Below are 22,977 nucleotides of genomic sequence, written 5' to 3'. Positions count from 1 at the left end.
TTTTTAAGAATTTCGTGAGAGCGGTTTCCAAAAACTTTAAATTCTCCTCTTCCCTTTCTCTTCCCATGCTCGGTGGTTGTTTTTGGCTTTGGTGAAGTCCCTCTCTTCTGTACCGCCTTAGCCACGAGTTTCGTTTCCACTGGAAATGGAGGTGTTGAAATTGGAGTTTAAGGTTACCCCCTGGGACGTTGAGGGCATGGTGGACTACGACAAGCTGATAGAGCAGTTCGGAACCAGCCCGCTGACGGACGAGCTGCTTGAGAGGACCGCAAGGCTCACGAAGAGCGAATTGCCCATTTACTTCCGCAGGCGCTTCTTCTTCTCCCACAGGGACTACGACAAGATTTTGGAGGACTACGAGAGCGGAAGGGGCTTCTTCCTGTACACGGGGAGGGGCCCGAGCGGGCCGATGCACATAGGCCACATAATCCCCTTCTACGCCACCAAGTGGCTCCAGGAGAAGTTCGGCGTCAACCTTTACATACAGATAACCGACGACGAGAAGTTCCTCTTCAAGAACCTCACCCTGGACGAGACCAAGCGCTGGGCCTATGAAAACATCCTCGACATCATAGCGGTCGGCTTCGACCCCGACAAGACTTTCATCTTCCAGGACAGCGAGTTCACCAAAATCTACGAGATGGCCCTGCCTATAGCGAAGAAGATAAACTACTCAATGGCCAAAGCTGTCTTCGGCTTCAACGAGCAGAGCAAGATTGGAATGATTTTCTATCCTGCCATACAGGCCGCACCGACCTTCTTCGAGAGGAAGCGCTGTTTAATTCCGGCAGCAATTGACCAGGACCCCTACTGGAGGCTCCAGAGGGACTTCGCCGAGAGCCTCGGCTACTACAAGACAGCTGCGCTCCACTCGAAGTTCGTCCCACCGCTGACGGGTCTTGAGGGGAAGATGAGCGCGTCCAAACCCGAGACAGCGGTTTACCTCACCGACGACCCCGAGGAAGCTGGAAAGAAAATCTGGAGGTTCGCCCTAACCGGCGGTCAGCCCACTTTAAAGGAGCAGAGGGAGAAGGGCGGGAACCCGGAGAAGTGCGTCGTCTTCAAGTGGCTGGAGATCTTCTTCGAAGAGGACGACAAGAAGCTGATGGAGCGCTACCACGCGTGTAAAGCTGGAGAGCTGACGTGCGGTGAGTGCAAGCGCTACCTCATCAAGAAGGTGCAGGAGTTCCTGAAGGAGCACCAGAAGAAGCGCAAGGAGGCCGAGAAGAAGGTGGAGAAGTTCAAATACACAGGTGAGCTCGCGAGGGAGCAGTGGGAGAGGGCCATCCCCGAGAAGCTCCGGTGATTAGATTCTTCACAGATCAGTCTTTTCATTAGTTTTTACCGGCTTCAATCCTGAAGGTCACTTTCTCAACGACGTCCCTTCCGAAAGGTACGTTCAAAACGGCCTTCAGCTCGTACGTTCCGTGCCCGAAAAGAAGGCCCTCGCGGGGAGACGGCAAAAACCCGCCGAGGTTACCCAGTATCATCATGGGAGTAATGAAGCGGAAGGGGGCAACAAGAACCGTGTCCTCCTCTGGGAGGAGTCGGTAACTGAACTCAAACTCCCTGCCCCCTCCGAGCTTCTTCTTAACTTCACCTCCTCCACCAGAGATGTAGAGTCTAATCCCCCTCGCCTTCGAGAGCCAGGAATGAACAACACCCCTGAGGACACCTCCATCAAAGTGATATTCAACCGTCGCTTCCTCCCCGTTTATCTCAAGGTGCATAGTATCCCGAAAGCGGGTTTCGCTCCTTGACGTAAGGAATATCAAGGCCAGCCCAGAGTACTTCCCGGTTTTTATAAGAACAGCGGGTGCGTTGAAGTAGCCGATCCCATCACCGTTTATCTCGACGAAGAACTCGTCCCATATAGGAACGATCTCAGACCCCTTCCCGGAGGAAGACTTAACAAACCTCCTCTCAATCTGGTAGTGCCTCCCCTTTCCGAGATAATATGAGCGTCCCTCGATGAGAAGCCGACCCGTTTCGTATTCGACCTTCTCCGACAGAACGAGAGAATTCCCGGAGACAGAAACGGTGCCGACAAAGGAAAAAGCTCTGCGGCTCTGGGAGATAATCCATCCGATCGCGGCTGTGAGGATCAGGAAGGCCGCCCCGATTAGGAGCCTATCCACGCTACCCACGTTCACAGGCTGTTCAAAATGCGAAAGGTACAGCTTCAAGAGCACGGCGGAAAAGAGCAGGGCGAGAGCCGCGAGCGTGGAAAAACGGGGAAAGAACTTAGGAGAGAGGGGAACAACTCTCATCCTTAGCCCTCATGGGGAAGCACGACCTCAAAGATCGCCCTCTCAACGATGTCCCTCGCGAGCGGAACATCCAATACCGCCTTGAGCTCAAAGGTCCCGTGTCCAAGGATCATGGGGCCCCCTCCCAGCTTTTTAAGGATTGAAAGAGGCGTTACCGTATTGTAGTGAGAGAAGATGAGAATTTTCTCCTCTGGAAGGGTGGAGAAGGAAAACTCAAAACTCCCCTTGCCTTTGGCAACCGTTTTCCACAGGTTTCCGGAGCCGTACTCAATACGGACTCCCCTGGCCTTGGAGAGCTCCGCCCAAACTCTCCCCCTGAGCATCTTCCCCTCGCCCCTGAACGTAACCTGCACCATGTCGTTTCCCTTGCTGAGGTTTAGGCTACTCTCTCCTTCAACCAAGCCCTCATCGGTAAGAAAGATAACGAGGGCGTTCTTGTAGGGTTCGCTGAGGATCCTTATAGCAGGAGCGTCGATGGTTCCCGTTCCATCCGCCTTGAGCTCGATCCTGAAGGGTTCCTTCGGAAGTTCAACCTCAAGACCGCGAGCCTTGCCGGCGGGCCTGAAACTCCTTCTCGTGCGGTAGTTCCTGCTGCTCGTTGTTCCGCTCCCGGTGCTCGTCGTGGTGTAAGTCCAGTAACCTTCAAGGAAAACCCTTCCAACCTCGTACTCAAGCTCCTCCGGAAAGCTGATTGAGGTTTCCGAGACGGTGGCCTGGCTGAACAGGCTGGAGGCCTTCTTTCCCCCTGCCAGCAGTCTGCCCCCAACGAAGAGGAGTATCCCCACAAAGAGAAGGGGAAAGAGTATGAAAGCCATTCCGAAGCCAGCGGGTGCAAAAGAGCCGAAGGAGGTGAGAACGGAAGTGGCTATGAACGCAAAAAACAGGGCGAACACCACGCCCATAACCATTAGACCGATTGGGTTTTCCTTCACGAGGACCTTCTTCACGATCACCACCGTTTTACATTTGGCGTTCCCCCTTATTACTTTTGTCCCGCGTACTGGAGATTAATTGGCCCTTGAAACGCTGATAAGTTCCACCAAGAACTACAGAACATGACTTTCTGCTTTGACTTACATCCGCCTGCCCTCCTTTATGTAAACGACCTTGGCCCCTATCTCCTTGGCGTGGTCGCTTATCCTTTCGAGGTGGCGCATTATCAGCGCGTCCGCGGCCTTCTCGGGGTTCTCGTTGAGCGCTTCGAGGGAGCGCAGGTAGTAGTCGTCGATAATCCTGTCGAGCTCGAGGAGCCTTCCCACGAGGGTCTCGTCGAGCTCCCTGAAGGCGTCGACTGAGAGTCTAACCGCCTCTTCCGTCAGGGGAAAGGCCTTCCTCGACAGCTCCACGGGGCCTTTCACGATCCTCGCCGTCCTCTCTATCTCCATCGCGTACCTCGAAATCCTGTAGAGGTCGTAGGAGACGTCTATGGCGCTCTGGATGAAGCGCAGGTCACTCGCAACAGGCGAGTAGCGGACGAGTAACTCAGTGGCAAGCTCGAGGACGTCAGACCTTATTATGTGGAGCCTGCTCGATATCTCTTCAGCGGAGTCGAAGTCGCCTTCTATGCTCCTCCTCGCCGATTCGAGGGCCTCAACCGAGCCGTTCGCCATCTCCCTAATCATCTTCTTCAGCTGTTCAATCCCCATATCGAGTAGTTTTCTCATTCAAAATCACCCCAGGGCTCCGGTCACGTACTTCTCGGTAAGCTCGTGCTCGGGATTCTCGAAGACCTTCCTCGTCGGGCCCACTTCAATGAGCTTCCCGAGGTAGAGGAACGCCACCCAGTCGGAAACGCGCGCCGCCTGCGCTGGTGAATGCGTAACGAGGACTATGGTGTATTCGTCCTTCAGCTCGAACAAAAGCTCCTCAATCTTCGCGGTTCCGACCGGGTCTATGTTCGCCGTTGGCTCGTCCATCAGGAGGATTTTTGGTTTCATAGCGAGGGCCCTCGCTATTACGAGCCTCTGCCTCTGGCCGCCCGACAGGTTGGAGGGGTAATCATTGAGCCTGTCTTTGACCTCCTCCCAGAGGGCGGACTTCTTAAGGGCCCACTCGACCCTCTTCGGTATCTCATCCTTGGGGAGCAGGTTGTTCAGCTTCAGGCCGATGGCAACGTTCTCGTAAATCGTCAGGTGGGGGAATGGGTTCGGATACTGGAAGACCATGCCGACCTGTTTTCTAACCTCTATCGGGTCAACGTCGGGGGAGTAGATGTTTTTCCCGAAGAGCCTGACCTCACCCTCAACCTTCGCGCTCTCGTTGAGCTCTATCAGCCTGTTGAACGTCCTCAGCATCGTCGACTTTCCGCAGCCGCTCGGCCCCATGAGCGCGAAGACGCCCTTCTCGGGAATCTCGAGATCAACGCCCTTGATGACGTGGTTTGAGCTGTAGTAGACGTTTAAATTCCTCGTCTCAATCGCGTAGTTCACAGTTTCACCTCCCTAAGGCTGAGCCTTATGGGTATGAATATCCCGAGGAAAATCAGCAGGAGAACGAGCGAGGCCCCCCACGCGGTCTGGTGGTCGGCCTTACTCGGGCTCTGGACGAGCTGGTAGATAAGGAGCGGTATTGCCCCAACGGGCCTCGTGATTGAGTCGGGATAGCTCTCGTAGAGCCCGCCAGCGGTAAAGAGGAGAGGTGCTGTTTCCCCCGCAACCTTGGCGAGCCCTATTAGGACTCCCGTCAGTATTCCTCGCTTCGCCATCGGCGCCAGGACCCGGAAGAGAACCTTCGCTCTCGTGAGTCCGAGCGAAAAGGCCGCCTCGCGGTATGTGAACGGTATCTCACGCATGGCCTCGTGGGTGTAGACGGCGACGTAGGGTGTGAGGATTATCGCGAGGGCCAGCGCGCCGGCTATGGCCGAGTAAGTTCCCATCGGAATGACAAGAATCTGCATCACGAAGACCCCAACGAGTATCGTGGGGAACTCGAGCATTATCTGAAGGAGCGTCTTCGTCCACCTGCCTATGGTGCTGTTCGGAAACTCGTAGGCATAGAGGCCGACGAGAAACGCAACTGGAAGGCCGAATAAAGCCGCCAAAAACGTCAGCAGGAAGGTTCCGGCTATGGCCGGACCTATGCCACCTTCGGAGAGCGTGCCGGTTATGAACTTCCCTCCGCGCTCCGCTATGACGGGCAGGCCTCTGGCCGCGACCGATAGGATGATGTGGAAGAGCGGGAGGATTGCGAGGAAAGTTAAGACCCCAACGCAGGCAAGGAACACTTTCTCTTTCAGCTTTCTCGCGTTAAGCTTTGACATTCTCCTCCCACCTCCCCAGAATCCTGAGGCCGAGCAGGTTCACGGCAAGGCCTATGAGGAAGAGCGCAAGGCCAGCGGCATATAGAACGGGCGTCATGTACTCGTAGATGAAGGCGTTCCCGAACTGGTTCGCTATGAGCGACGATACCGTGTAACCGGGGGCGAAGAGCTGCCAGGTCATGTTGAAGGTGTTCCCTATGACGAGGGACACGGCAACGGTCTCACCTATCGCCCTTCCGAAGGCGAGTATCGTTCCCGAAACTATTGCGGGTCTTATGTAGCCGATTAAAATTTTAGTCGCCTCGAACCTCGTCGCGCCGAGGGCATAAACGGCCTCGCGGTATGTGAATGGAACCATGGAGTATGCCTCCCTGATTATAGCCGAGGCGAAGGGGGTAACCATAATCGCGAGGAGTACGCCCGCCGAGAAGTAGCTGTAACCGGTTGTAGGGGGATACGAGAAGAGCGGGATGAACGAAAGGTGCTCATACAGGGGCTTCATGACGTGCTCCCTGAGGAAAGGAACGAGGACGAGGGCTCCCCAGAGGCCGTAGATTATCGTCGGGAGCCCGGCCATTATGTCTGAAATTATGATGAGCGGGTTCTTAAGCCACTTTGGCGCGTAGTCAACGACGAAAACTGAATAAGAAACCGATAGCGGGAGCGCGATGGCTATTGCAATCAGCGAGGTGTATACGCTACCCCATATTGCGGCGGCGACACCGTAGAGCTCTTCACTCGGCTCCTCCGAGGCGCGCCAGACGTTCTTCAGATAGACGTCAATTCCGAAGCGGTGGAAAGCCGGCATCGCGTTGGTGAAGTACACAAAGAGCATGCCCGCGAAGAGAAGGAAAACGGCGAGGACAGCGGGGAACGTCATAGCCTTGAAAGTGTCCCTCATACAACCACACCTTTGACCTTTATTTTTTTCAGCGACCTAACGAAGTCTATAGCCCCGAAGACGCTCTCGGGTCTTGAGTAGCGCCTTATCTCGAGAACCGCGTATTCGGGCTCTACCGCCCCTATGAGCCTGCCTGTGTAGTTCCTCCCTATCATGCCCTCCCCCGGTGGAAGGTGCTCGTCCATAACACCGTTGTTGTCGTGGACGTGGATTTCGTCAGCCTTCAGCAGGGCGAACTCGTCCATCGGAATGCCGTACTTCATGGCCGTGAGGAACGCGTGCCCCACGTCGAGGCATATTCCGACGTTCTCCTCGAGGAAGGGCAGCAGCTCGTGCGGAAAGGCCCCTATCCTGCTGTCCGTGAGGTTCTCCACGAGGAGCTTAACTCCATAGTCCTCTGCTATTGCCGAAATCTCCATGAGCTGTCTCCTCGTGTTGGTGAAGGCCCTGTGGTAGCTTCCCCTTATGTCTCCTCCGTGGACGACGACTATCCTCGCGTCGAGGGCGCTCGCGACCTTGAAGACGCGCTCCATGGTTACGATGTTCATCCTGCTGTAGTGACCGAGGTCAACACTCACGTTCCTCCCGTCGGAAGTTGGGGCGTGAAGGGTAAACTCCACTTCAAGGCCGGCCAAATTTTTCAGGACATTCCAATTGATGCCCTCCTCCGTGAGTACCTCAACGTCGTCGAAGCCGAGCTCCAGAACTTCAACGTTCAACTCGTCGAGTGGAAAGCCCCTTCCGCTGACTTCTTTGACTATGCACGTGTTAACACCGACCTTCATGGCCATCACCAAAAAAGAGAAAGATCAGCCGGTCTGAATCATGTCAACTGCCTTTAGCCCGATTTCCGCAACGTCCTTCGGCAGGCCGACGTAGCCCGGCGCTATGTGCTCCTTCTTCTGACCTTCGGTGAGAATCCACCTAAGGAAGTCCTTGATTGCCTTGGCCTTCTCTGGGCTGTAGTGCTTTCCTCCCCTGTTCTCCCACACGAGGATGTGGGTGAAGGCCACTATCGGATAGGCGTTCTCGCCGGGCGCGTTGAGGAGCTGTTTGAGGTCCTCCTTGTAGCCCTCCGTCGGCTCGGGGATGTAGGTCTTTACCGCCGAAACGGCCGCCTTAATCGTCTCGTCGGTCGGCTTCACGAACTTTCCGGCTTTGTTCTTAAGGGCGACGACCTTGAGGTTCTCCTCGATGGCGAAGGATAGCTCTGTGTAGGCTATGCTGTACTTGGTGCTCTTGAGGGCCTGAACAACTCCCGGGTTGCCCTTTCCGCCGATTCCCCTTCCCATCTTGTCCACCGGCCAGTTGACGAGCTTTCCTGCGCCAACTTTTTCGGCGAACTCCTTGCTCACAAGGCTGAGGTATGTGGTGAATATTGCCGTAGTTCCGCTCGCGTCGCTCCTGTGGACGACGATTATCTTCTCGTGCGGGAGCTTCGCGTTCGGGTTGAGCTTCTTTATGGCTTCATCGTCCCAGTACTCTATCTCGCCCATGAAGATTTTCGCGAGGGTTTCGCCGTCGAGTTTGAGCTCATCGACCCCGGGCACGTTGTAGGCAACCACAACGGCGCCGACTACCTCGGGGAACTGGAGCGGCTGGTCGCCTGTCTGGAGGAACTTCTTCCACGTTGACTCCTTGACGGGTGGATCAGTCCTTCCAATGTCGGTAAGGCCCTTTAGAAACGCCTCCTGCCCGTGGCCGCTTCCACCGCCCTCGTACTCAATCTTAACGTTTGGGTGTGTCTTCATGTATTCCTCAATCCACTTCTGAATCTGATACTGCGGGAAGGTTGCTCCCGTTGTGCGAATTACTATGACCTTGGCGCTTGAAGATGAAGTTGTAGAGCTCTGTTTTGGCGTTGCGGTGCTCGAGGGCGTGCTCGAAGGTGTCGTGCTTTCGCCCTTCGAGTTTATGCAGCCGCTCGACAGGACGGCAATTCCGAGGAGGAACACCAGGAGTAGTGCCCCAAGCCGTTTCATCGGCTTCACCGATGAGAAGATGACCATGTGAAATATAAAGATTGTCGCAATAAAACATAGTGCTCCACAAAAACTATATAGATTTATAGTCTATGGGAGAATAAAGAGAAACTATTTCCTGTCCACCAGCTTGACGGAAATCCACTGCATGCCCTTCCCCTCGTTCTTGACGACGAGGATGTAGTCTCCGCTCGGGATCTTGACGTCGTTGAATTCCACTTTCTCCACGTGCTCCCAGGCTCTGTAGTAGTTAAAGGGCTCGCCCTCTTTGAGCCTCCTAAAGTCCTCTTTCGTCAGGATGTAGACGCTTACCTCGCCCTCGGCCTTCACGTAGCCGTTCAGCGTCGAGTCGCTGATGAGATGGTACTTCTTGTAGTCCTTGAGATTAGTCCTCCACTCGTAGTTGAAGCTGTAGTGGTTGAACGCATAGTATCCCACTCCCCCAAGAACCACCGCAAGAACAGCGAGGACTAAAACGAGTGACCTGGCCTTCATCTGACCACCCAAAAAAGTAGGGAAAATCCGCTTAAAAGTTTTACCCAATCACGTAGGTATGCACCATCAGCCCGCCGTGGCCTATGAGGCGATGATGTTTGACTTCAAAGCCGTTCTCCTCAATGGCCCGCTCTATCGCCCTCTTCTCCGTCGTTATGAAGACCCCACGCTTTTCTAAGACCTTTGCAAGCTCTCCGAAGAAGTCCATGTAGAGCTTTGGAATGGCGCTCTTTCTTCCGATTTTGAGGCCGTAGGGCAGATTGCTTACCGCGAAGTCGACGCTCTCAACGTAGTCGCTCAGCCTCGTCGCATCGCCGAGGATGAACTCTATCCCCTCCAAAACCCCCGCAGAGAGGGCGTTCATCTTGGCGCCGTTCAGGTGCTTCCTGAACTTTTCGAGCCCGATTATCTTTCCCCCGTAGCCCCTTAAAGCGAGCTCTATCGGAATCGTCCCGCTGCCGCAGAAGGGGTCTATGAAGGGCCCCCCATCAGGTTCGGCAAGCTCAATCAGCGCGTTCGCTATGCTCGCCTTCAGGTGAGCCGGATGGTCGTAGACACGCCAGGGCCTCTTGTGGAGCGAGGAATCGCCGGTCGTGTCAATCCCGAGGAAGAAGACCTCGCCGATGAGCTCGGCCCTGAAGATTACCGCCGGGTGGTCGAGGTTCACCTTTGGCGTGCCGAAGCGCTCGAGCCTTTCGAATATCGCCTTGCCGACGGTTTTCGCGATATCAACGCTCGTAATCTTGTGCTCGCCCCTGCGAAAGCTCCTTACCGCGAAGCTCTCGCTGACCTTAACAAAGCGCTCCACTGGAAGCGAAGCCACGAACTCCTTAATTCTCCTGAGGGCCCTCTCGGGTTCGTCTTCACCGATGCCCTCGAAGCGCTCGCTCGCTATCTCGACTATAACCCTGTGGAGAAGCCTGGAACGTTCGTTCAGGTAAGTCGAAACGCTCAGCTCCCTCTTCCGTCCCTTCTCGTCGGTGTAAAACGCTCTATCGACCTCAGTCAACACCCTCCCCTCGACGCCGAGGGGTTTTTCCTCCACCCGAAACGGGACTCCAAGGTCGGAGAGGAGCCTCTCAACCTCGGCCCTCGCGAAGTCCTCTATTCCCCGCGATGTCGTTAGGATTAGTCTCATACCCATCACTCCAGTATCGCTATAACTCCCTTCCACTTCTTCCCGAAGCACTCATTCGCGATGGCAGTCTTTCCCGTCAGCTCCTCGAGGAATTTCAACGCCGAGTCGCACTTCTTGAAGCCCGTCGCTATGCCGACGGTTATCCCCTCTATTTCCCTTACTCCTGCCCTCTTCTGGTTGTCGAGCTTCTCCCTCAGCTCATCCCCATAGCGCCAGAGGATTCTCCTCGGGTCGAGCAAAAGCTCTCTCTCAACACCCTCAAGGACATCTTTGAAGTCCCAGATGAAGTCTTGGCTTTTCTCCTCCTCGCTCGCAAACAGCGTGAAGCGACCCGTCTGCCACTCGCGGAGAAGCCATCTCGCCGTTTCCTCCAAATCAACCTCTCCGCCGGCCTTTATGAGGCCCCGCTTTTCCCCTATCCGCCTGAGGATTTCCTCCTCGTTCTCGAACTCCTCGATGCCGAACTTCTCGGTTATGGCTTCCCTCCTCGTCTCGAGGATTCTAGAGATTAGCTTTAAGGCCGGCTTAACTGGTTCCTCAATCTTATCCGCCGGGAACCCTCCTTTAATGACCAGCTCGTCGAAGTCGTCTATCGGAACAACTCCGGGACTGTCAAGAAGCCAGAGCTTCTTGCTGAGCCTTATCAGGTGCTTCCCCTTGGTGTAACCTGGTATCGGAGCGGTTCCGACGGCTCTTTTTCCTTTCAGGGTGTTGATTATCGTGCTCTTGCCGACGTTGGGGTAGCCTATGAGGGCCACCTTAACCTTCTCCTTCTCACCAAGGAGGGGCTTTGCGAGCTTTTTGAGCTCCCTCCTCAGGATTCCGGTTCCCTTTCTCTCCCTCGCGGATATGAAGACAACCGGTATCTCGCTCTTCCGCTTGTACTCCTCGGCCCACTCCCTTGGAACTAAATCGGCCTTGTTCATGACGATGAGAAGGGGTTTGCCCTCCTCCTGCACGAGTCTCTCAAGCTTCCTGTTGCGCGTTCCTATAGGGTCTCTCGCATCTACCACTTCGACTATCACGTCGGCCTCGTCTATGACTTCCCTAACGACCTTCCAGGCTTTCCTCTGCTTCATCCCTGATCACCGTTATCTCAAAGATTACGGTTCCCCCGTCCGTGTAAGGTGGCCCCGGATCGAGGCACTGAACGTAGGCCGTCTCTCCTTTTCCAAGTCCCAACTCGCTCGGTTTAATACCCTTTCGCAGTGCCACTATGTACGGCAACAGCGAGGCAAAGGCATGGGTACATATAGCGTCGGTCTCCTCAAGCTTTATTCTCGGCCCCTCAACGACTATTCTGTCCCCGAGCTTAAACACGGGGCATCTGCCCCTAATTTCCACCACACGGGCCTCTAATCGCTCCATCCCCCTCACCGAAACCTAAATAAAGCTTGGAGTTCAAAAAGCTAACTGACTTAACAAGAGGGATTACGATAACCCTTATGGTGGTGTTCACGGTGGCCGAGGATATAGAAGCCAAGATTAGAAGGTTAAGAGAGCTGGGTAAGGCGAGTGCCGAGCCCGAGACGCCCCCCACGCCCGTTTCAAAGCCTTCCCCTAAACCAAAACCTCCCCGCCGCATAAGGCGCCTGAGTAACATTAGGGAGAGAGAAAAGAAGAGGAGAATACTCATCGGTGCCTCAATCCTGATAATTCTGATTCTAATAGTCTCATTCGCCGCATACTCATGGTACTCAAGTCAGAAAGAGAAGGAATTAAGGGACGCAAAGCAGAGAAAGCTCGCAGAACTGAACTCCTACTTCAAGGGGGACATCCTGAAGACCAGCTACGGTCAGACCACGTACAATGAGCTTAAGGCAAAGATAGAGACGGCAAAGAGCGTTGAGGAGGTCAACTCAATAGACATCAAGAGCGCCTATCTCCAGGTCTACCAAAAATACAAGGCAGAGCTTGAAGAGAAACAGAGACAGGAAGAACTCAAACGTCTGAACCAGGCAAAAGAGCAGAAAAAGATGGAAATAAAGCTCCTGTTTGAACCGTTGCTCGCCCAGCCACTGCCGACTCAGATCAGGGAACATGCCCTCCAGGTTGAAAACGAACTTCTGGCACAGGTTGAGAACGCAAGCTCCATAAACGCCGTTAACTCAACGGATCCAACTCCCTACCTGCTCCAGCTCTGGCGGGAGTACTACACCTACCGGGTTGACTCCATCAAAGGAGACTACGTAGTCCTTGAGTTCAACGGCCACAAGAAGATATACACCAAGGAGCAGGCGAAAGCAATGCTTTCCGGGATTCAAGATTACACAGTCCTGATGCAGTACAACGTAAAGGAGGTCCAGTTCGTCAAGATGGCCCTCCTCCTCACGAGAGATAGGGTGGTTGGCGGCTTCATCGAGCCGGGGGCAAAGATAATGATATTCGCCCAGAACGCCACCAGCAGGCAGTACCTCCAGATAGCGGATCTCGGCTACGTTGACTCCGTTCTCCTTCCAGCGGACGCGGGCATCATAAACCTGAACGAGCAACAGGGAAGCAGCTCCTCGAGCAACTCCAACTCCAATAGCCAGAGCTCGTCAAGCAGCCAGAACTCCGCGAGCGCCGGCGATACCACTGTTTCAACTGGCGGGAGCTCCAGCACTTCCTCAAGTTCAAGCCAGAGCTACTCCGAGTCCTCCTCAGCCTCGTACTATTACTCCGTTAACCTCGGCGAGATCATGAGGGCGATTTCATCCGGCAAGATACAGGGTTCAGAGGAGGCAATCAGGCAGCTCGAGAACTATGGGGATAACCTCCTGGCCCTCGAACAGAGACTCCAGCTCCAGAACGTGCCGAACGGTGTCCCGTTCCTCGTGATCGTTGAAGTACCCTCAGTTTACGTTCCTGACGTACTCAGCCACATAAACACAGTCTACATCGGCGAGCTCGTTGAGAAGAGCTGATGGGGTGGGAAGGATGAACGCGAAGCTTCTCCCCCTTCTGGTTCTTTCATTGTTGTTCTTGTCCCTTCCAGGGCTCGCCCAGAGCGAGGAGTACACCCTGCCCGGGGGAAATTACAATAACTTAGGTCTCGAGGGGCAACTTATGATGAGCATTAATGTCACACTCATAAACCTAGCCCCGTATCCAAAGTTCATAGTTTTAAACCCATTCTATGACTTCAAGATATATCGCAGGAACAACGGAGAATGGCTCACAGGAAAATTCAATGAGACCCGGGGCAAGATGGTGTATCATGTTTCCCCCGAGACCATGAACAACACCCTTAACTACCGCGTCGGATTCTGGATCTACCCCTACGAAACCGTTAAAGTCCAGTTCTCAATTACGGAGGCCCACCACTATTACATACAGCTCAAGGATTACAGGGATTCCTGCCCAACGAACGTGGGGCTGTACATACTGAGGTACGAGAACGGGACATTAACGGGGGGAGAGATCAACACCTACGAAAATCTAAACCATCCGATATGCGGCGTTGCGTACCCTCAGCTTCTGAACTACCCGCTGGTCATAAGGTTCAACGAAGTATTACCTTCAATGGACGGTTACATCAAAATGCTTAGATACGAGGGGATCGTTAAATTTAAGCTCACCGACGTCCCGGATAGGGCGGACGATAACAGCACATCAAACGTTGAATTCCCGCTGTTCTTTGCCGTCTCACAGCCGGTGATACTCTACAACGCAACGATGACGGATTACCAGCCCCCGTACTCCATGAAATACAGTGACTACCTGAACTTCATACTCGGGTACAGGGGTTTTACCACCCCCCAGGTCTCACAGGAAAAACCCAGAAGGCCCTCTAACGGGCTCTTCAAGCTCACAGACAGCCTCCTCTCAGGAACAACCATCAAAAAACCCGAGGTTAATGCTCCAGTCGTCAAGCCCCTCGACTTCCCGATATGGGTTGTTTACATGGGCAAGGACGTGAACACCCTTGAAATAAGTTATCACGTTGAATGGAATAATTATCGCGGGTGAGAGTGTGGTGGAAAAGAAAAAGAAGAAAGAACTCTCAGGTTCATGGATAGATGAGATACTCGGGGGTAAAAGCGATCCCCTTGCAAACGTGCTGAGCGAGAGCGAAGAGGAGAAAAAACCCCCGCTGCCCTTCATCTCGGAGAGTTCCCCGCTCGAGGAAATCCTGGGAACCTCAAAGAAGGAGGAGCAAAAAGGACAGAAAACTCCCACCACCCCAAGCAATCCGCTTGAGGAAATCCTTAGGTCATCAGAGAAACCCAAGGAGGAATCTCCAGCCCCATCACTGAGTGATATCCTCGGAGGAGGAAAGAGAGAGGTAAAAGAAGAAAAGCCAGCCAAAAAAGAGGCCAAGAGTGGAGCCCCAACAGGAGTTGACCTTCTCGGCCAGATCCTCAGTGGGGGCACGGGCACGGCCCCAAGCAAACCCAAAGCTCCAGCCAAATCACAGCCTCTGCCGTTACCCCTCCCCAAACCCAAACCTCCCCTCGGGCTCCAGAGCATAATTGGAGAGACCAAAACGGAGGAGCTATCCTACGCCGGAAGGGCCAAGGTTCTCGACGCTTACGGAAACGTCAGGATACTAAGGGTCAAAGGAGAGCCCGTGCCGATCTACGAAATCAGACTGCCCAAACTCTCAAAGGACGAGGAGAACCTCCTGAAACAGGTCAGGGAAAGGGCAATAACCGAGATTCAGATAGATCCAACCCTGATCCCGAACTACGAGGAGAGAAGGAAGATCTTCCTCAGGGAAGTCAAGAGAATGCTCAAGGAGGCCGCACCCCACTTCTCCGAGGGCAGGATAGAGGTTCTGGCAGAGCTTATAGTGCAGAATATGCTCGGGTATGGATTGCTTGATCCCCTCGTCAGGGACGATAACCTCGAGGAGATAATGGTCATCGGGACAAACAAGCCAGTCTACGTCTGGCACAGGCGTTTCTACATGTGTAAGACCAACATAGTGTTCAAAGAGGAGAGGGACATACTCAATATCATCGAAAGAATAGCGAGGGAGGTCGGCAGGAGGATAGACCAGCAGAACCCGCTCCTCGACGCCAGACTGCCAGATGGAAGCCGTGTCAACGCCACGATACCCCCGATAAGCCTCGACGGTCCAACTATAACCATCCGTAAGTTCAAGAAGGATCCCCTCACCATCATCGACCTCATAAAGTACGGAACTATGAACAGCGATGTGGCGGCTTTCCTCTGGTTGCTCGTGGATGGACTCGGAATAAAGCCGGCCAACATACTCGTTGCGGGTGGTACAGGTTCAGGTAAGACGACGACCTTGAACGCACTGGCGATGTTCATCCCGCCCAGCGAGCGTGTTATCAGCATCGAGGACACGGCGGAGCTTCAACTTCCCGTTGAACACTGGGTCAGGCTTGAGACGAGACCGCCGAACATCGAGGGCAAGGGAGAGGTCACGATGGACGACCTCGTCAAGAACACCCTCCGTATGCGTCCCGACAGAATCATCGTCGGTGAGGTTCGTGGCCCAGAGGCCAGAACGATGTTCACGGCAATGAACACTGGCCACAATGGCGCCCTCTACGACTTCTCGGTTATCCAGCTTTCGGACGGTCGCTTCGTCCTCATTGGCGACTTACTCGAGGAGCTCTTCGAGAAGTACTCCGACAGGATTGAAACCTACCGGGATTTGGAGTACGTGGTTCTCGACGAAAAGGATAGATTTGAAGTCGTCAGCGTCGGTCCGGACCTCAAGGCAGGAAAACACACAGTTACACGGGTATGGAGAAGGAAGGTTAGAGAAGGAGAAAAGCTCATCCGCGTGAGGACGAGGACGGGCAACGAAGTGATACTCACAAAGACCCACCCGTTCTTCGTGTTCTCCGACGGCGACGTGGTGAGAAAAGAGGCTGAAAAGCTCAAGCCCGGTGACAGGGTTGCGGTAATGAGAAAGCCACCCAAGCCACCCCAGAGGAAGGCTGTCATTAACCCCGAGGTTTACGCGGGGATAAGCGACTACTACCTCGTTCCCAATGGAAAGGGCCTCGTAAAGGTTCCGAACGACGGCATTCCTCCTGAGATGGCCCAGTACCTCCTCTCAATCAACTCGAAGCCTGTGAAGCTCGTCCGCGAGGTGAACGAGGGCCTTTCCTACGCTGTTGGAGTCCTCCTCGGAGACGGCTACATATCCTCGGACGGATACTACATTTCGGCCACCTTCGACGATGAATCCTACATGAAGGCCTTCACCTCCGCCATCTCAGAGTTCCTTCCCGAGAGCGAGCCGCAGGTAAAGCGTGAACCCGCTTACACGGTGGTAACCTACGGCTCAAGGCCCTTCGCCGAGTTCCTTCACAGGGCCTTCGGAATACCCAAGGGACGCAAGGAGAGCCTCGACGTTCCCGACCTGGTTCTCTCGAACGACGACCTGCTGAGGCATTTCATAGCGGGTCTCTTCGATGCCGATGCATACATAGACGAGAACGGCCCTGCTGTCGTCTTGACAACGAGGAGCGAGAACCTCGCGAGGAAGGTCTGGTACGCCCTTCAGAGGCTTGGAATAATAAGCACGGTTTCCCGCGTGAAGAACAGAGGTTACAAGGAGGGCGTAATATTCAGGGTCACGGTCAGGGGAGTTGAAGACCTGATTAGATTCCACCGCTCAATACCACTCAGGCACTCGAGGAAGAGGGAGAAACTTGAGGAGCTCATCAGAAAGTACCGCTCCCACCGCGGAAAGAGAACCGACCGCGTACCGATTTCACCGGCAATGCTCGAACCCCTCAGGAGAAGGCTCAACCTTACGGTTTCGGAGCTTTCGAAGCTCGCCTCAAGCTACGCCCGCGAGAAGGTCTCGGAGAGCCTCATAAGGCACGTTGAGAAGGGAAGGATGAAGGAAATCAGGCGCTCCGCGCTCAGGGGCATAGCGCTCGCCCTCCAGCAGGTTGCAAGCGACCTTGGGGATGAAGAGACCTGGGTTCAGGCGAAGAGGCTTGAGCTCATCGCCGACGGCGACGTCTACTGGGACGAGGTTGTAAGCGTTGAGGAAGTCGAGCCTGAGGAACTGGGCATAGAGTACCTCTACGACCTGACCGTTGAGGAGGACCACAACTACGTCGCCAATGGAATCCTTGTGTCGAACTGTATGGGCACCATCCACTCCAACAGCGCCCGTGAGACGATAGTAAGGCTGGAGAGCCCGCCGATGAACGTTCCCAGAATAATGATACCTGCCCTCGACATAATCATCATGCAGGTTCGCTTTAACAGCAGGAAGAAGGGAACGGTCAGGAGGATTACGGAGATAGCCGAGATCTCAGGAATTGAAGGTGAGAGCATACAGCTCAACAAGCTCTACAAGTACGATCCGGCCAAGGACGAACTCCAGCCAACAGAAGTGCCGAGCAGGATCATAAACGAACTCGCGAGGCACACGGGAATGAGCATAAGTGAGCTGGAGATAGAGCGGGAGAAGAGGAAGATAATCCTGGAGTGGATGATGGAGAAGGGAATCCGGAGCATAGAGGACGTTGGCCACTACATCAAGATGTTCTACATCGATGAGGAAGCACTCCTTGAAAAAATAGAACGTGACAGCTCGGCCCAGATACAGGAGCAGATCAGGAACATATCGTGAGGTGTTCGTATGGGGGTCATAGAATCATTCCTCAACTTCCTTGAAAGGCTTGGAGGCACGACGCTTGAAGTCACGGAAAAGCCGGTTAGAAGACTCCCCCGCCGGAAAAGCATCCAGGAGAGGCTCAGAGCTCTCAAAGAAATCCAAAAGGAAACCGAGGAAAGCAAGGAAAGCGAGAGGGAGAGGGAACTCGAGGAGATCCTTGAATGGAGGAGAAAAGAGATAACGACCTCATTTGGGGAGAGGTTGGCCGAAGCCTTCCTCAGGAGGTTCAAGGGGCCAGTCGAGTCCCTGACGAAGTCAATAAAGGGCCTCGACTACGATCTCTACCGCGCAAACATCAGGATGTCGAAGGAGAAGTACGTGGCCCTGATGATCATAACGTCCATCTTCCTGGGAGCGTTCTCGCTAGCCTTCGGACTGTTGCTCGAGATGGACGTTTTCACATCAATGATGCTCGGACTCCTGGGTTTCATAGGCGGCTTCCTCTACATGAGACACTACCCGAGGATGGTGTGGAGGCGCAGGGTTGCGGAGGTCGAAAAGGCCCTCCCCTACGTTCTCAGGCACATAGCTTCCCTCCTGAGCGCGGGAGTTGGTATAGCGGAGGCCCTGGTTTCTGTTGCCAAAGCGGATTATGGCGTTGCCTCGGAGGAGTTCGAACTCATAGTAAGGGATATGCGAGCGGGAGCATCCTTCGAGGAGGCACTCGAGAGGTTCGAGGAAAAGATGGGCTCCGAGAACGTGAGCAGGGTTGTGAAGCAGATCCTCAGGGCAATAAAGTTCGGTGGAAACCTCGCGGAGATACTCTACAAGATGGCGGAAGACTTTGCCTTCGAGTACAGGATGAAGCTGGTTGAATACGTGCAGAAGGTAAACGGTATAGCGTTCATATACATGTTCATGACAATAGTCATGCCAACGATGTTCATCGTGGCCATACTCGCCGGCTCGGCCTTCAGCGCCCAAGGGGGAGGGGGGACCCTGGCACTCTCACCCTCAGCACTGGCGGTCATACTGCTCTTCGCGTTTCCGATGCTGTCCCTGATAATAGTTACCATGATAAAGCGCGGTGAGCCGAGGTGAAGTGAATGCCGAGGGAATCTGGAGGAATAGCAGTCCTGCTCACGAGGATCCTTGAGCGAATCCTGCCGGCGAAGTGGATAAAACGCTACGAGCTCTTCATATACTCCGCAGGAATAGAGTTTCTGGCAATAGAGTACCTCATAATCTCGATCCTCCTGTCGATTATCTTTGCAGCCGTCGTCCTGATACTGTCAAATACCTTCTACGCCCTTGTAACGCTTGTGGCCGTTTTCGTGGGCATGGCGTTTGCCTATCCTTACTGGAGGGTATCCAAGAGGATAGAGGAGATGGAGAAACACCTCCCGGACGCGTTCTTTTATCTGGCCAGCTCCCTTAGGGCGGGCATATCTTTCTCTGAGGCACTCGAAGACCTCACAACCGCAAAGTTTGGGGCCCTAACGGATGAGTTCAAGAGGGTCGTGGGCGAGATCAGAAAGGGCCGTTCAACGGTCGAGGCACTTAAGGTTATGGCTGTGAGGAACAGGAAGTCCCCGGTGGTATACAGATCACTCATGATCATCATCGAGGCCCTTGAGAGGGGCGCCCCGATGAGTGACGTCCTAGTCTACGTTGCCAACGACGTCCGTGAGATACTCAGGATAAAGCAGGAGAGAAAGGCATCAACCGGAATGCAGATGATGTTCTTCATCATAACCAGCGGCTTCGTTGGGCCCGCCATCATCGGAACGGTTGGGAAGCTGATGGGGATAATGGTTCAAGGGCCAGCAAAGGCGCAGATCCCAACGGTTCTGAACATACTGCTTGGTTTCGTCGTAATCCAGGCAATAGTGTCAGGGCTTGGAATAGGAGTTATCAGGGAGGGCAAGTTCTCGGCGGGGATAAAGTACGGCATAATGCTGGCCATAATGGGGGCCCTCGTCTTCCAAGGAATGAAGTACGTGAACCTGAGCTTTTGAAAAAAGAAATCAGGCCTCTCCGGCCTTCTTTATTTCAACGACCTCGATCTCAAAGATCGCAGTTTTCCCCGCGAGGGGGTGGTTGAAGTCAAGCCTAACGGTCTTCTCTTCAACCTTCAGGATCTTTGCTATGCCAGCATCCGTCATGACGTACATTCCCTCCACTGGCTCGAGGCCGGCCGAGGTAAACTGCTCGATAGGAACCGGTACTATTAGATCCTCCCGGGGCATACCGTAGCCCTTCTCAGGGGGTACTACGACCTCCTTCTTCTCCCCGAGCTCCATGCCCAAGAGGGCCTCCTCTATACCCGGGATTATCTCGCCGGCACCAACCGTAACGCCTATGGGTGAGTACTCCCTTTCCTCCACGAATATCCCCTGCTCCCGGGCAACGCTCTCGTAGGAGGTGTCAAAAACCTCACCGTTCTCGTACCTTCCAACGTAGTTAAACAGAACAAAATCACCACGTTCAACCTTCATTTCCTTCAACTCCAAAATTGCTTTCATCGGAACTCGCCGGCCGGGTTTATAAACCTTTGGAACAAAAATGGGAAAGAGTGGTCACTCCTCGGGAAGGATATAGTAGACGTAGTGTGGCCTGTTCGTTATCTCGTCTATGAACACCACTGTGCCGCTTTTTGGAGGTTTGAGGTAGTGAACTTCACCCTTTCTTGTCGTGACTGCCGCAAAAGCGTCCCCCGTCCTGACCCGGTTTCCAACGTTCGCGATGAGGGTTTTTGTGAAGCCCTCTACGGGCAGTAAGAGAAGCTCGTCACCCTTTCTGAGGTATATCCTCGTCCTGCCGTCCGGAAGGACCAGAATTGCGTCCGCGAGCATTCTGCTCTCAACCCTGTCCACGTAGAGGTAAAAGCGATCGTACACTTCCCTTCTGAGGAACTTTGACCTTTCCACGTCGATGAAACCGGGCAGGGCTTCGCCCTTTCCGAGCCAGACTTCAACGTTGTCCATGATCACAACGCAGTCCTCAACGGCCTTTTCGCCAGCAAAACATTCCTCGAAGGACGTCTCAACGTAGAGCCTCGGAAGCCTCTCCATGGTCCCACCCGGAGAACTCATCACGGGAGGACGTTTTAACGTTACCGGAATGAAAACAATTTAAAGGGCAACCCCAAAGGATGGAACTGAGGCAAATGTCAATCAGAACGAAAGCCCTCACGGTGATGCTCGGAATCCTGCTCCTCATGGCACTCCTATTCCATTCCACGGTGAGACAGGGGGAGATCGAGAGAAGCAGCTCAAGTCCAGCCATCTGGTCCATAATAATCTCAGTGGCAGCAATAGCTTCCATGATGATAGTCCTCCTGCTCTTCCTGAGCTGGCGCGATGTTCCGGGCAAGAGAAAGGATCTCTACAAGGATGGAAGGGCATTCACCCGGGCAATAGCGTTTTTCGTGACCGCTCTCTTCTTCGGTGCGGTTCTTCAGATACTCGCCGGAGGCGGTCATCCGCTCCCCCTTAATGCCACAGCGAACAATACGACCAACACCCCCGGTGTGATCGGGACACCACAGTCCTACAACGTCAGTCCTCACCAGGCTAAAGAGGGGGGAACGTTTAGCTTCCCTGTGTGGATAGGCTACACGATCGGGGTTGCCTTCGTGATTTTCCTGGTGATCTGGGGGACAAACTACTACCGGGAGATTATCCGGAGGAGGAAAAGAAAGGCTATCAAGCTCAAAGCCGAAGCCTTCGACAGAAAGCTCCACGAGGAGGGATTAGAAGCCTTTGACAACCCAAGGGACGCGATCGTGGGCATATACAAGAACGCCGTCCTCTGGCTCGAGTACCTCGGCGTTCCGTACAGGGAGAGCTGGACGCACTGGGAACACGCTCAGAGAGTGGGGTTCAGGAAAGAGATCTTCATTGAGCTGACAAGACTTTTTGAGAAGGCCAAGTACGCCCCCGAGAAGGTGACGTGGGAGGACGCAGAGAGGGCCCTGAAAGCCTACAGGGAAATGAGGAGGGAGATGGATGAGAATACGTAGATCCTTCCTGATCCTCATAGCCCTGCCCCTGATCGGCGGGATAGTCTTCGGGGCTTACGTCCTCCGATGGCTCTCAGTCCTCCTGCTCTCGGTCATCACGCTCGCCTATCTCTTCGGGGAGGAGCTGAGGATAGCGTATCCCTCAATGCACAGGAAGGAAGTTGGGGAGAGAAAAGATGAGGTTGAGAGAGTCACCAAGATAATTGAAAAGGCCAAGGAAAGCCCCGTTTCGAGGTCGATCCTTGAGGAGCAGATAATCGAGATCTACATGACGCTCTCCGATAATCAGGCTGAAACGTACAGGAAGCTTCACGAGGAGCCCAACGAGGCCATTCTCCTGATAAGGAAGGAGGGGAATTTTTTGGAGAACCTTGAGAAGGCTTTGAACGTTGTTGAGGTGGATATTGATGAAGGTGGAAGAGGTTGAGCTGAAGGGTAAAGAGGTACTCGGGGAGGTTAAGAAGGCGATAGTAGGAAAGGACGAGGTGCTAAGGCTCATACTGACGACGATATTGGCAGACGGCCATATCCTACTCGAGGATTTGCCCGGTTTAGCAAAGACCCTAATGGCCAAGAGCTTTGCCAGGGCATTGGGGGTGGAGTTCAGGCGCGTTCAGTTCACGCCAGACCTCCTTCCAAGTGATATCCTTGGCGTTTCCATCTTCAACCAGAAGACACTCGAGTTCGAGTTCAAGAGGGGACCCGTTTTCACCAACGTTCTGCTGGCCGATGAAATAAACCGGGCCCCTCCGAAGACACAGAGCGCTCTGCTCGAGGCAATGCAGGAGAGGCAAGTTACCATAGAGGGCAACACATACGAGCTTCCAAAGCCCTTCATAGTCATAGCGACCCAGAACCCAATAGAGCAGGAGGGAACCTACCCCCTTCCCGAGGCCCAGCTGGACCGTTTCCTCGTCAGACTCCGCGTTGGCTATCCCAGCAAGGAGGAGGAAATTGAGATACTCAGAAGAAGGATGGAGAGGAAGAAGGAGGAAGTCGACATACATCCGGTCACGACGCCTGAGGAAGTCGTGGAAATGCAGCGCGCGATAGAGGATGTCTACGTCAGCGACGCGATACTGGAGTACATAACCGATATAGTCACGGCAACGAGGGAGAACAAGAAGGAGATCGAGGTCGGGGCCTCGCCGAGGGGAAGCCTGGCGTTACTCAAGCTCTCCAGAGCGTACGCAGCCCTCAACGGGAGGGACTACGTCATCCCCGACGACGTCAAGGCGGTGGCCGTTCCCGCTTTGAGCCACAGGCTCATCCTCAAGCGCGAGCTTTGGTACACGAGGGTTAGCCAGGAGAGTATAACGAAGAAGCTCCTTGACCGCGTTCCAGTTCCAAAGTTCGAGTGATGGC

General features: G+C 54.1%; 23 protein-coding genes. 9 read left to right on the top strand and 14 right to left on the bottom strand.

Annotated elements, in window-relative coordinates; translation table 11 throughout:
- The first annotated feature begins 154 nt into the window (after positions 1 to 154).
- A complete protein-coding gene (locus TGAM_RS01070) occupies positions 155 to 1,306 on the top strand; it encodes a tryptophan--tRNA ligase (protein WP_193777118.1) in 1,152 nt (383 codons plus the stop codon).
- Positions 1,307 to 1,334: 28 nt separating this feature from the next.
- Here the strand turns inward: TGAM_RS01070 and TGAM_RS01065 are convergent, their stop codons facing one another.
- The 12 genes from TGAM_RS01065 to TGAM_RS01010 all read right to left on the bottom strand — a co-directional run bounded on the left by TGAM_RS01065 (position 1,335) and on the right by TGAM_RS01010 (position 11,413).
- On the bottom strand, positions 1,335 to 2,270 hold the full coding sequence (locus TGAM_RS01065; protein WP_015857833.1) for a hypothetical protein: 936 nt from the start codon (positions 2,268 to 2,270) through the stop codon (positions 1,335 to 1,337).
- 2 nt (positions 2,271 to 2,272) lie between these two features.
- The gene (locus TGAM_RS01060; protein ID WP_015857832.1) at positions 2,273 to 3,226 is read right to left on the bottom strand and encodes a hypothetical protein; all 954 of its coding nucleotides are present in this window, start codon (positions 3,224 to 3,226) and stop codon (positions 2,273 to 2,275) included.
- Positions 3,227 to 3,343: 117 nt separating this feature from the next.
- A complete protein-coding gene (locus TGAM_RS01055; RefSeq protein WP_015857831.1) occupies positions 3,344 to 3,934 on the bottom strand; it encodes a phosphate signaling complex PhoU family protein in 591 nt (196 codons plus the stop codon).
- Between the two features lie 6 nt (positions 3,935 to 3,940).
- Positions 3,941 to 4,699 carry a phosphate ABC transporter ATP-binding protein gene (locus TGAM_RS01050; RefSeq protein ID WP_015857830.1) on the bottom strand — a complete coding sequence of 253 codons (759 nt, stop codon included), beginning with the start codon at positions 4,697 to 4,699 and terminating at the stop codon, positions 3,941 to 3,943.
- Positions 4,696 to 5,529: a phosphate ABC transporter permease PstA gene (pstA, locus tag TGAM_RS01045; RefSeq protein ID WP_015857829.1), complete on the bottom strand. Its 834-nt coding sequence runs from the start codon at positions 5,527 to 5,529 to the stop codon at positions 4,696 to 4,698. The genes TGAM_RS01050 and pstA overlap by 4 nt, the downstream gene beginning before the upstream one ends.
- Positions 5,516 to 6,430 (bottom strand): phosphate ABC transporter permease subunit PstC, encoded by a 915-nt coding sequence (pstC, locus tag TGAM_RS01040; protein ID WP_015857828.1) that lies wholly within the window; start codon positions 6,428 to 6,430, stop codon positions 5,516 to 5,518. The genes pstA and pstC overlap by 14 nt, the downstream gene beginning before the upstream one ends.
- On the bottom strand, positions 6,427 to 7,215 hold the full coding sequence (locus TGAM_RS01035; protein WP_015857827.1) for a sugar phosphate isomerase/epimerase family protein: 789 nt from the start codon (positions 7,213 to 7,215) through the stop codon (positions 6,427 to 6,429). The genes pstC and TGAM_RS01035 overlap by 4 nt, the downstream gene beginning before the upstream one ends.
- 24 nt (positions 7,216 to 7,239) lie before the next feature.
- Positions 7,240 to 8,412, bottom strand: a complete 1,173-nt coding sequence (gene pstS, locus TGAM_RS01030; protein WP_048810979.1) for a phosphate ABC transporter substrate-binding protein PstS — start codon at positions 8,410 to 8,412, stop codon at positions 7,240 to 7,242.
- A 111-nt stretch (positions 8,413 to 8,523) separates the two neighbouring features.
- Entirely contained in the window at positions 8,524 to 8,907 is a 384-nt protein-coding gene (locus TGAM_RS01025; RefSeq protein ID WP_048810978.1) for a hypothetical protein, read from the bottom strand.
- Between the two features lie 40 nt (positions 8,908 to 8,947).
- A complete protein-coding gene (gene trm14 / locus TGAM_RS01020; RefSeq protein WP_015857824.1) occupies positions 8,948 to 10,045 on the bottom strand; it encodes a tRNA (guanine(6)-N2)-methyltransferase in 1,098 nt (365 codons plus the stop codon).
- A 5-nt stretch (positions 10,046 to 10,050) separates the two neighbouring features.
- Positions 10,051 to 11,124: a GTPase gene (locus TGAM_RS01015; protein WP_048810977.1), complete on the bottom strand. Its 1,074-nt coding sequence runs from the start codon at positions 11,122 to 11,124 to the stop codon at positions 10,051 to 10,053.
- Positions 11,093 to 11,413, bottom strand: a complete 321-nt coding sequence (locus TGAM_RS01010; RefSeq protein WP_015857822.1) for a TIGR04076 family protein — start codon at positions 11,411 to 11,413, stop codon at positions 11,093 to 11,095. Before TGAM_RS01010 ends, TGAM_RS01015 begins: the two co-directional genes overlap by 32 nt.
- A gap of 92 nt (positions 11,414 to 11,505) precedes the next feature.
- On the opposite strand from TGAM_RS01010, the gene TGAM_RS01005 reads away from it, so the two are divergent.
- From TGAM_RS01005 to TGAM_RS00985, 5 genes are read left to right on the top strand one after another with little or no spacing between them, the layout of a single operon-like run.
- Positions 11,506 to 12,951 carry a DUF515 domain-containing protein gene (locus TGAM_RS01005; protein WP_148206240.1) on the top strand — a complete coding sequence of 482 codons (1,446 nt, stop codon included), beginning with the start codon at positions 11,506 to 11,508 and terminating at the stop codon, positions 12,949 to 12,951.
- Between the two features lie 13 nt (positions 12,952 to 12,964).
- Positions 12,965 to 13,996 (top strand): hypothetical protein, encoded by a 1,032-nt coding sequence (locus TGAM_RS01000; protein ID WP_048810976.1) that lies wholly within the window; start codon positions 12,965 to 12,967, stop codon positions 13,994 to 13,996.
- 4 nt (positions 13,997 to 14,000) lie between these two features.
- Positions 14,001 to 17,603: an ATPase, T2SS/T4P/T4SS family gene (locus tag TGAM_RS00995; protein ID WP_015857819.1), complete on the top strand. Its 3,603-nt coding sequence runs from the start codon at positions 14,001 to 14,003 to the stop codon at positions 17,601 to 17,603.
- A 9-nt stretch (positions 17,604 to 17,612) separates the two neighbouring features.
- Positions 17,613 to 18,689: a type II secretion system F family protein gene (locus TGAM_RS00990; RefSeq protein ID WP_015857818.1), complete on the top strand. Its 1,077-nt coding sequence runs from the start codon at positions 17,613 to 17,615 to the stop codon at positions 18,687 to 18,689.
- A gap of 5 nt (positions 18,690 to 18,694) precedes the next feature.
- The gene (locus tag TGAM_RS00985) at positions 18,695 to 19,606 is read left to right on the top strand and encodes a type II secretion system F family protein (protein WP_015857817.1); all 912 of its coding nucleotides are present in this window, start codon (positions 18,695 to 18,697) and stop codon (positions 19,604 to 19,606) included.
- A 9-nt stretch (positions 19,607 to 19,615) separates the two neighbouring features.
- Here the strand turns inward: TGAM_RS00985 and TGAM_RS00980 are convergent, their stop codons facing one another.
- Together TGAM_RS00980 and TGAM_RS00975 are read right to left on the bottom strand one after the other, a co-directional pair.
- Positions 19,616 to 20,086 carry an FKBP-type peptidyl-prolyl cis-trans isomerase gene (locus tag TGAM_RS00980; protein ID WP_015857816.1) on the bottom strand — a complete coding sequence of 157 codons (471 nt, stop codon included), beginning with the start codon at positions 20,084 to 20,086 and terminating at the stop codon, positions 19,616 to 19,618.
- 81 nt (positions 20,087 to 20,167) lie between these two features.
- Complete coding sequence (locus tag TGAM_RS00975) at positions 20,168 to 20,662, bottom strand: DUF2118 family protein (protein WP_015857815.1); 495 nt, start codon at positions 20,660 to 20,662, stop codon at positions 20,168 to 20,170.
- Positions 20,663 to 20,742: 80 nt separating this feature from the next.
- Between TGAM_RS00975 and TGAM_RS00970 the strand changes: the two genes are divergently transcribed.
- The 3 genes from TGAM_RS00970 to TGAM_RS00960 are packed head-to-tail and all read left to right on the top strand — an operon-like array spanning position 20,743 to position 22,973.
- On the top strand, positions 20,743 to 21,612 hold the full coding sequence (locus TGAM_RS00970; protein ID WP_015857814.1) for a DUF4129 domain-containing protein: 870 nt from the start codon (positions 20,743 to 20,745) through the stop codon (positions 21,610 to 21,612).
- On the top strand, positions 21,599 to 22,039 hold the full coding sequence (locus tag TGAM_RS00965; protein WP_015857813.1) for a hypothetical protein: 441 nt from the start codon (positions 21,599 to 21,601) through the stop codon (positions 22,037 to 22,039). The genes TGAM_RS00970 and TGAM_RS00965 overlap by 14 nt, the downstream gene beginning before the upstream one ends.
- Positions 22,020 to 22,973 (top strand): AAA family ATPase, encoded by a 954-nt coding sequence (locus tag TGAM_RS00960; protein ID WP_048810975.1) that lies wholly within the window; start codon positions 22,020 to 22,022, stop codon positions 22,971 to 22,973. Before TGAM_RS00965 ends, TGAM_RS00960 begins: the two co-directional genes overlap by 20 nt.
- Positions 22,974 to 22,977 lie beyond the last annotated feature (4 nt).

Origin of the sequence: Thermococcus gammatolerans EJ3, from assembly GCF_000022365.1 — an archaeon.
GTDB classification, from domain to species: Archaea; Methanobacteriota_B; Thermococci; order Thermococcales; family Thermococcaceae; genus Thermococcus; species Thermococcus gammatolerans.
This window is presented reverse-complemented; position numbering and strand designations above follow the sequence as displayed.

Bases quoted from the DNA above. Each gene is read 5' to 3' on its own strand.
- TGAM_RS01015 (WP_048810977.1), bottom strand. From the start codon at position 11,124: ATGAAGCAGAGGAAAGCCTGGAAGGTCGTTAGGGAAGTCATAGACGAG.
- pstS (WP_048810979.1), bottom strand. From the start codon at position 8,412: ATGAAACGGCTTGGGGCACTACTCCTGGTGTTCCTCCTCGGAATTGCC.
- TGAM_RS01010 (WP_015857822.1), bottom strand. From the start codon at position 11,413: ATGGAGCGATTAGAGGCCCGTGTGGTGGAAATTAGGGGCAGATGCCCC.
- TGAM_RS00970 (WP_015857814.1), top strand. From the start codon at position 20,743: ATGGAACTGAGGCAAATGTCAATCAGAACGAAAGCCCTCACGGTGATG.
- TGAM_RS01000 (WP_048810976.1), top strand. From the start codon at position 12,965: ATGAACGCGAAGCTTCTCCCCCTTCTGGTTCTTTCATTGTTGTTCTTG.
- trm14 (WP_015857824.1), bottom strand. From the start codon at position 10,045: ATGAGACTAATCCTAACGACATCGCGGGGAATAGAGGACTTCGCGAGG.
- TGAM_RS01055 (WP_015857831.1), bottom strand. From the start codon at position 3,934: ATGAGAAAACTACTCGATATGGGGATTGAACAGCTGAAGAAGATGATT.
- TGAM_RS00975 (WP_015857815.1), bottom strand. From the start codon at position 20,662: ATGGAGAGGCTTCCGAGGCTCTACGTTGAGACGTCCTTCGAGGAATGT.
- TGAM_RS00965 (WP_015857813.1), top strand. From the start codon at position 21,599: ATGAGAATACGTAGATCCTTCCTGATCCTCATAGCCCTGCCCCTGATC.
- TGAM_RS00990 (WP_015857818.1), top strand. From the start codon at position 17,613: ATGGGGGTCATAGAATCATTCCTCAACTTCCTTGAAAGGCTTGGAGGC.
- TGAM_RS01025 (WP_048810978.1), bottom strand. From the start codon at position 8,907: ATGAAGGCCAGGTCACTCGTTTTAGTCCTCGCTGTTCTTGCGGTGGTT.
- pstC (WP_015857828.1), bottom strand. From the start codon at position 6,430: ATGAGGGACACTTTCAAGGCTATGACGTTCCCCGCTGTCCTCGCCGTT.
- pstA (WP_015857829.1), bottom strand. From the start codon at position 5,529: ATGTCAAAGCTTAACGCGAGAAAGCTGAAAGAGAAAGTGTTCCTTGCC.
- TGAM_RS01035 (WP_015857827.1), bottom strand. From the start codon at position 7,215: ATGAAGGTCGGTGTTAACACGTGCATAGTCAAAGAAGTCAGCGGAAGG.
- TGAM_RS01065 (WP_015857833.1), bottom strand. From the start codon at position 2,270: ATGAGAGTTGTTCCCCTCTCTCCTAAGTTCTTTCCCCGTTTTTCCACG.
- TGAM_RS00980 (WP_015857816.1), bottom strand. From the start codon at position 20,086: ATGAAGGTTGAACGTGGTGATTTTGTTCTGTTTAACTACGTTGGAAGG.
- TGAM_RS00960 (WP_048810975.1), top strand. From the start codon at position 22,020: ATGAAGGTGGAAGAGGTTGAGCTGAAGGGTAAAGAGGTACTCGGGGAG.
- TGAM_RS00985 (WP_015857817.1), top strand. From the start codon at position 18,695: ATGCCGAGGGAATCTGGAGGAATAGCAGTCCTGCTCACGAGGATCCTT.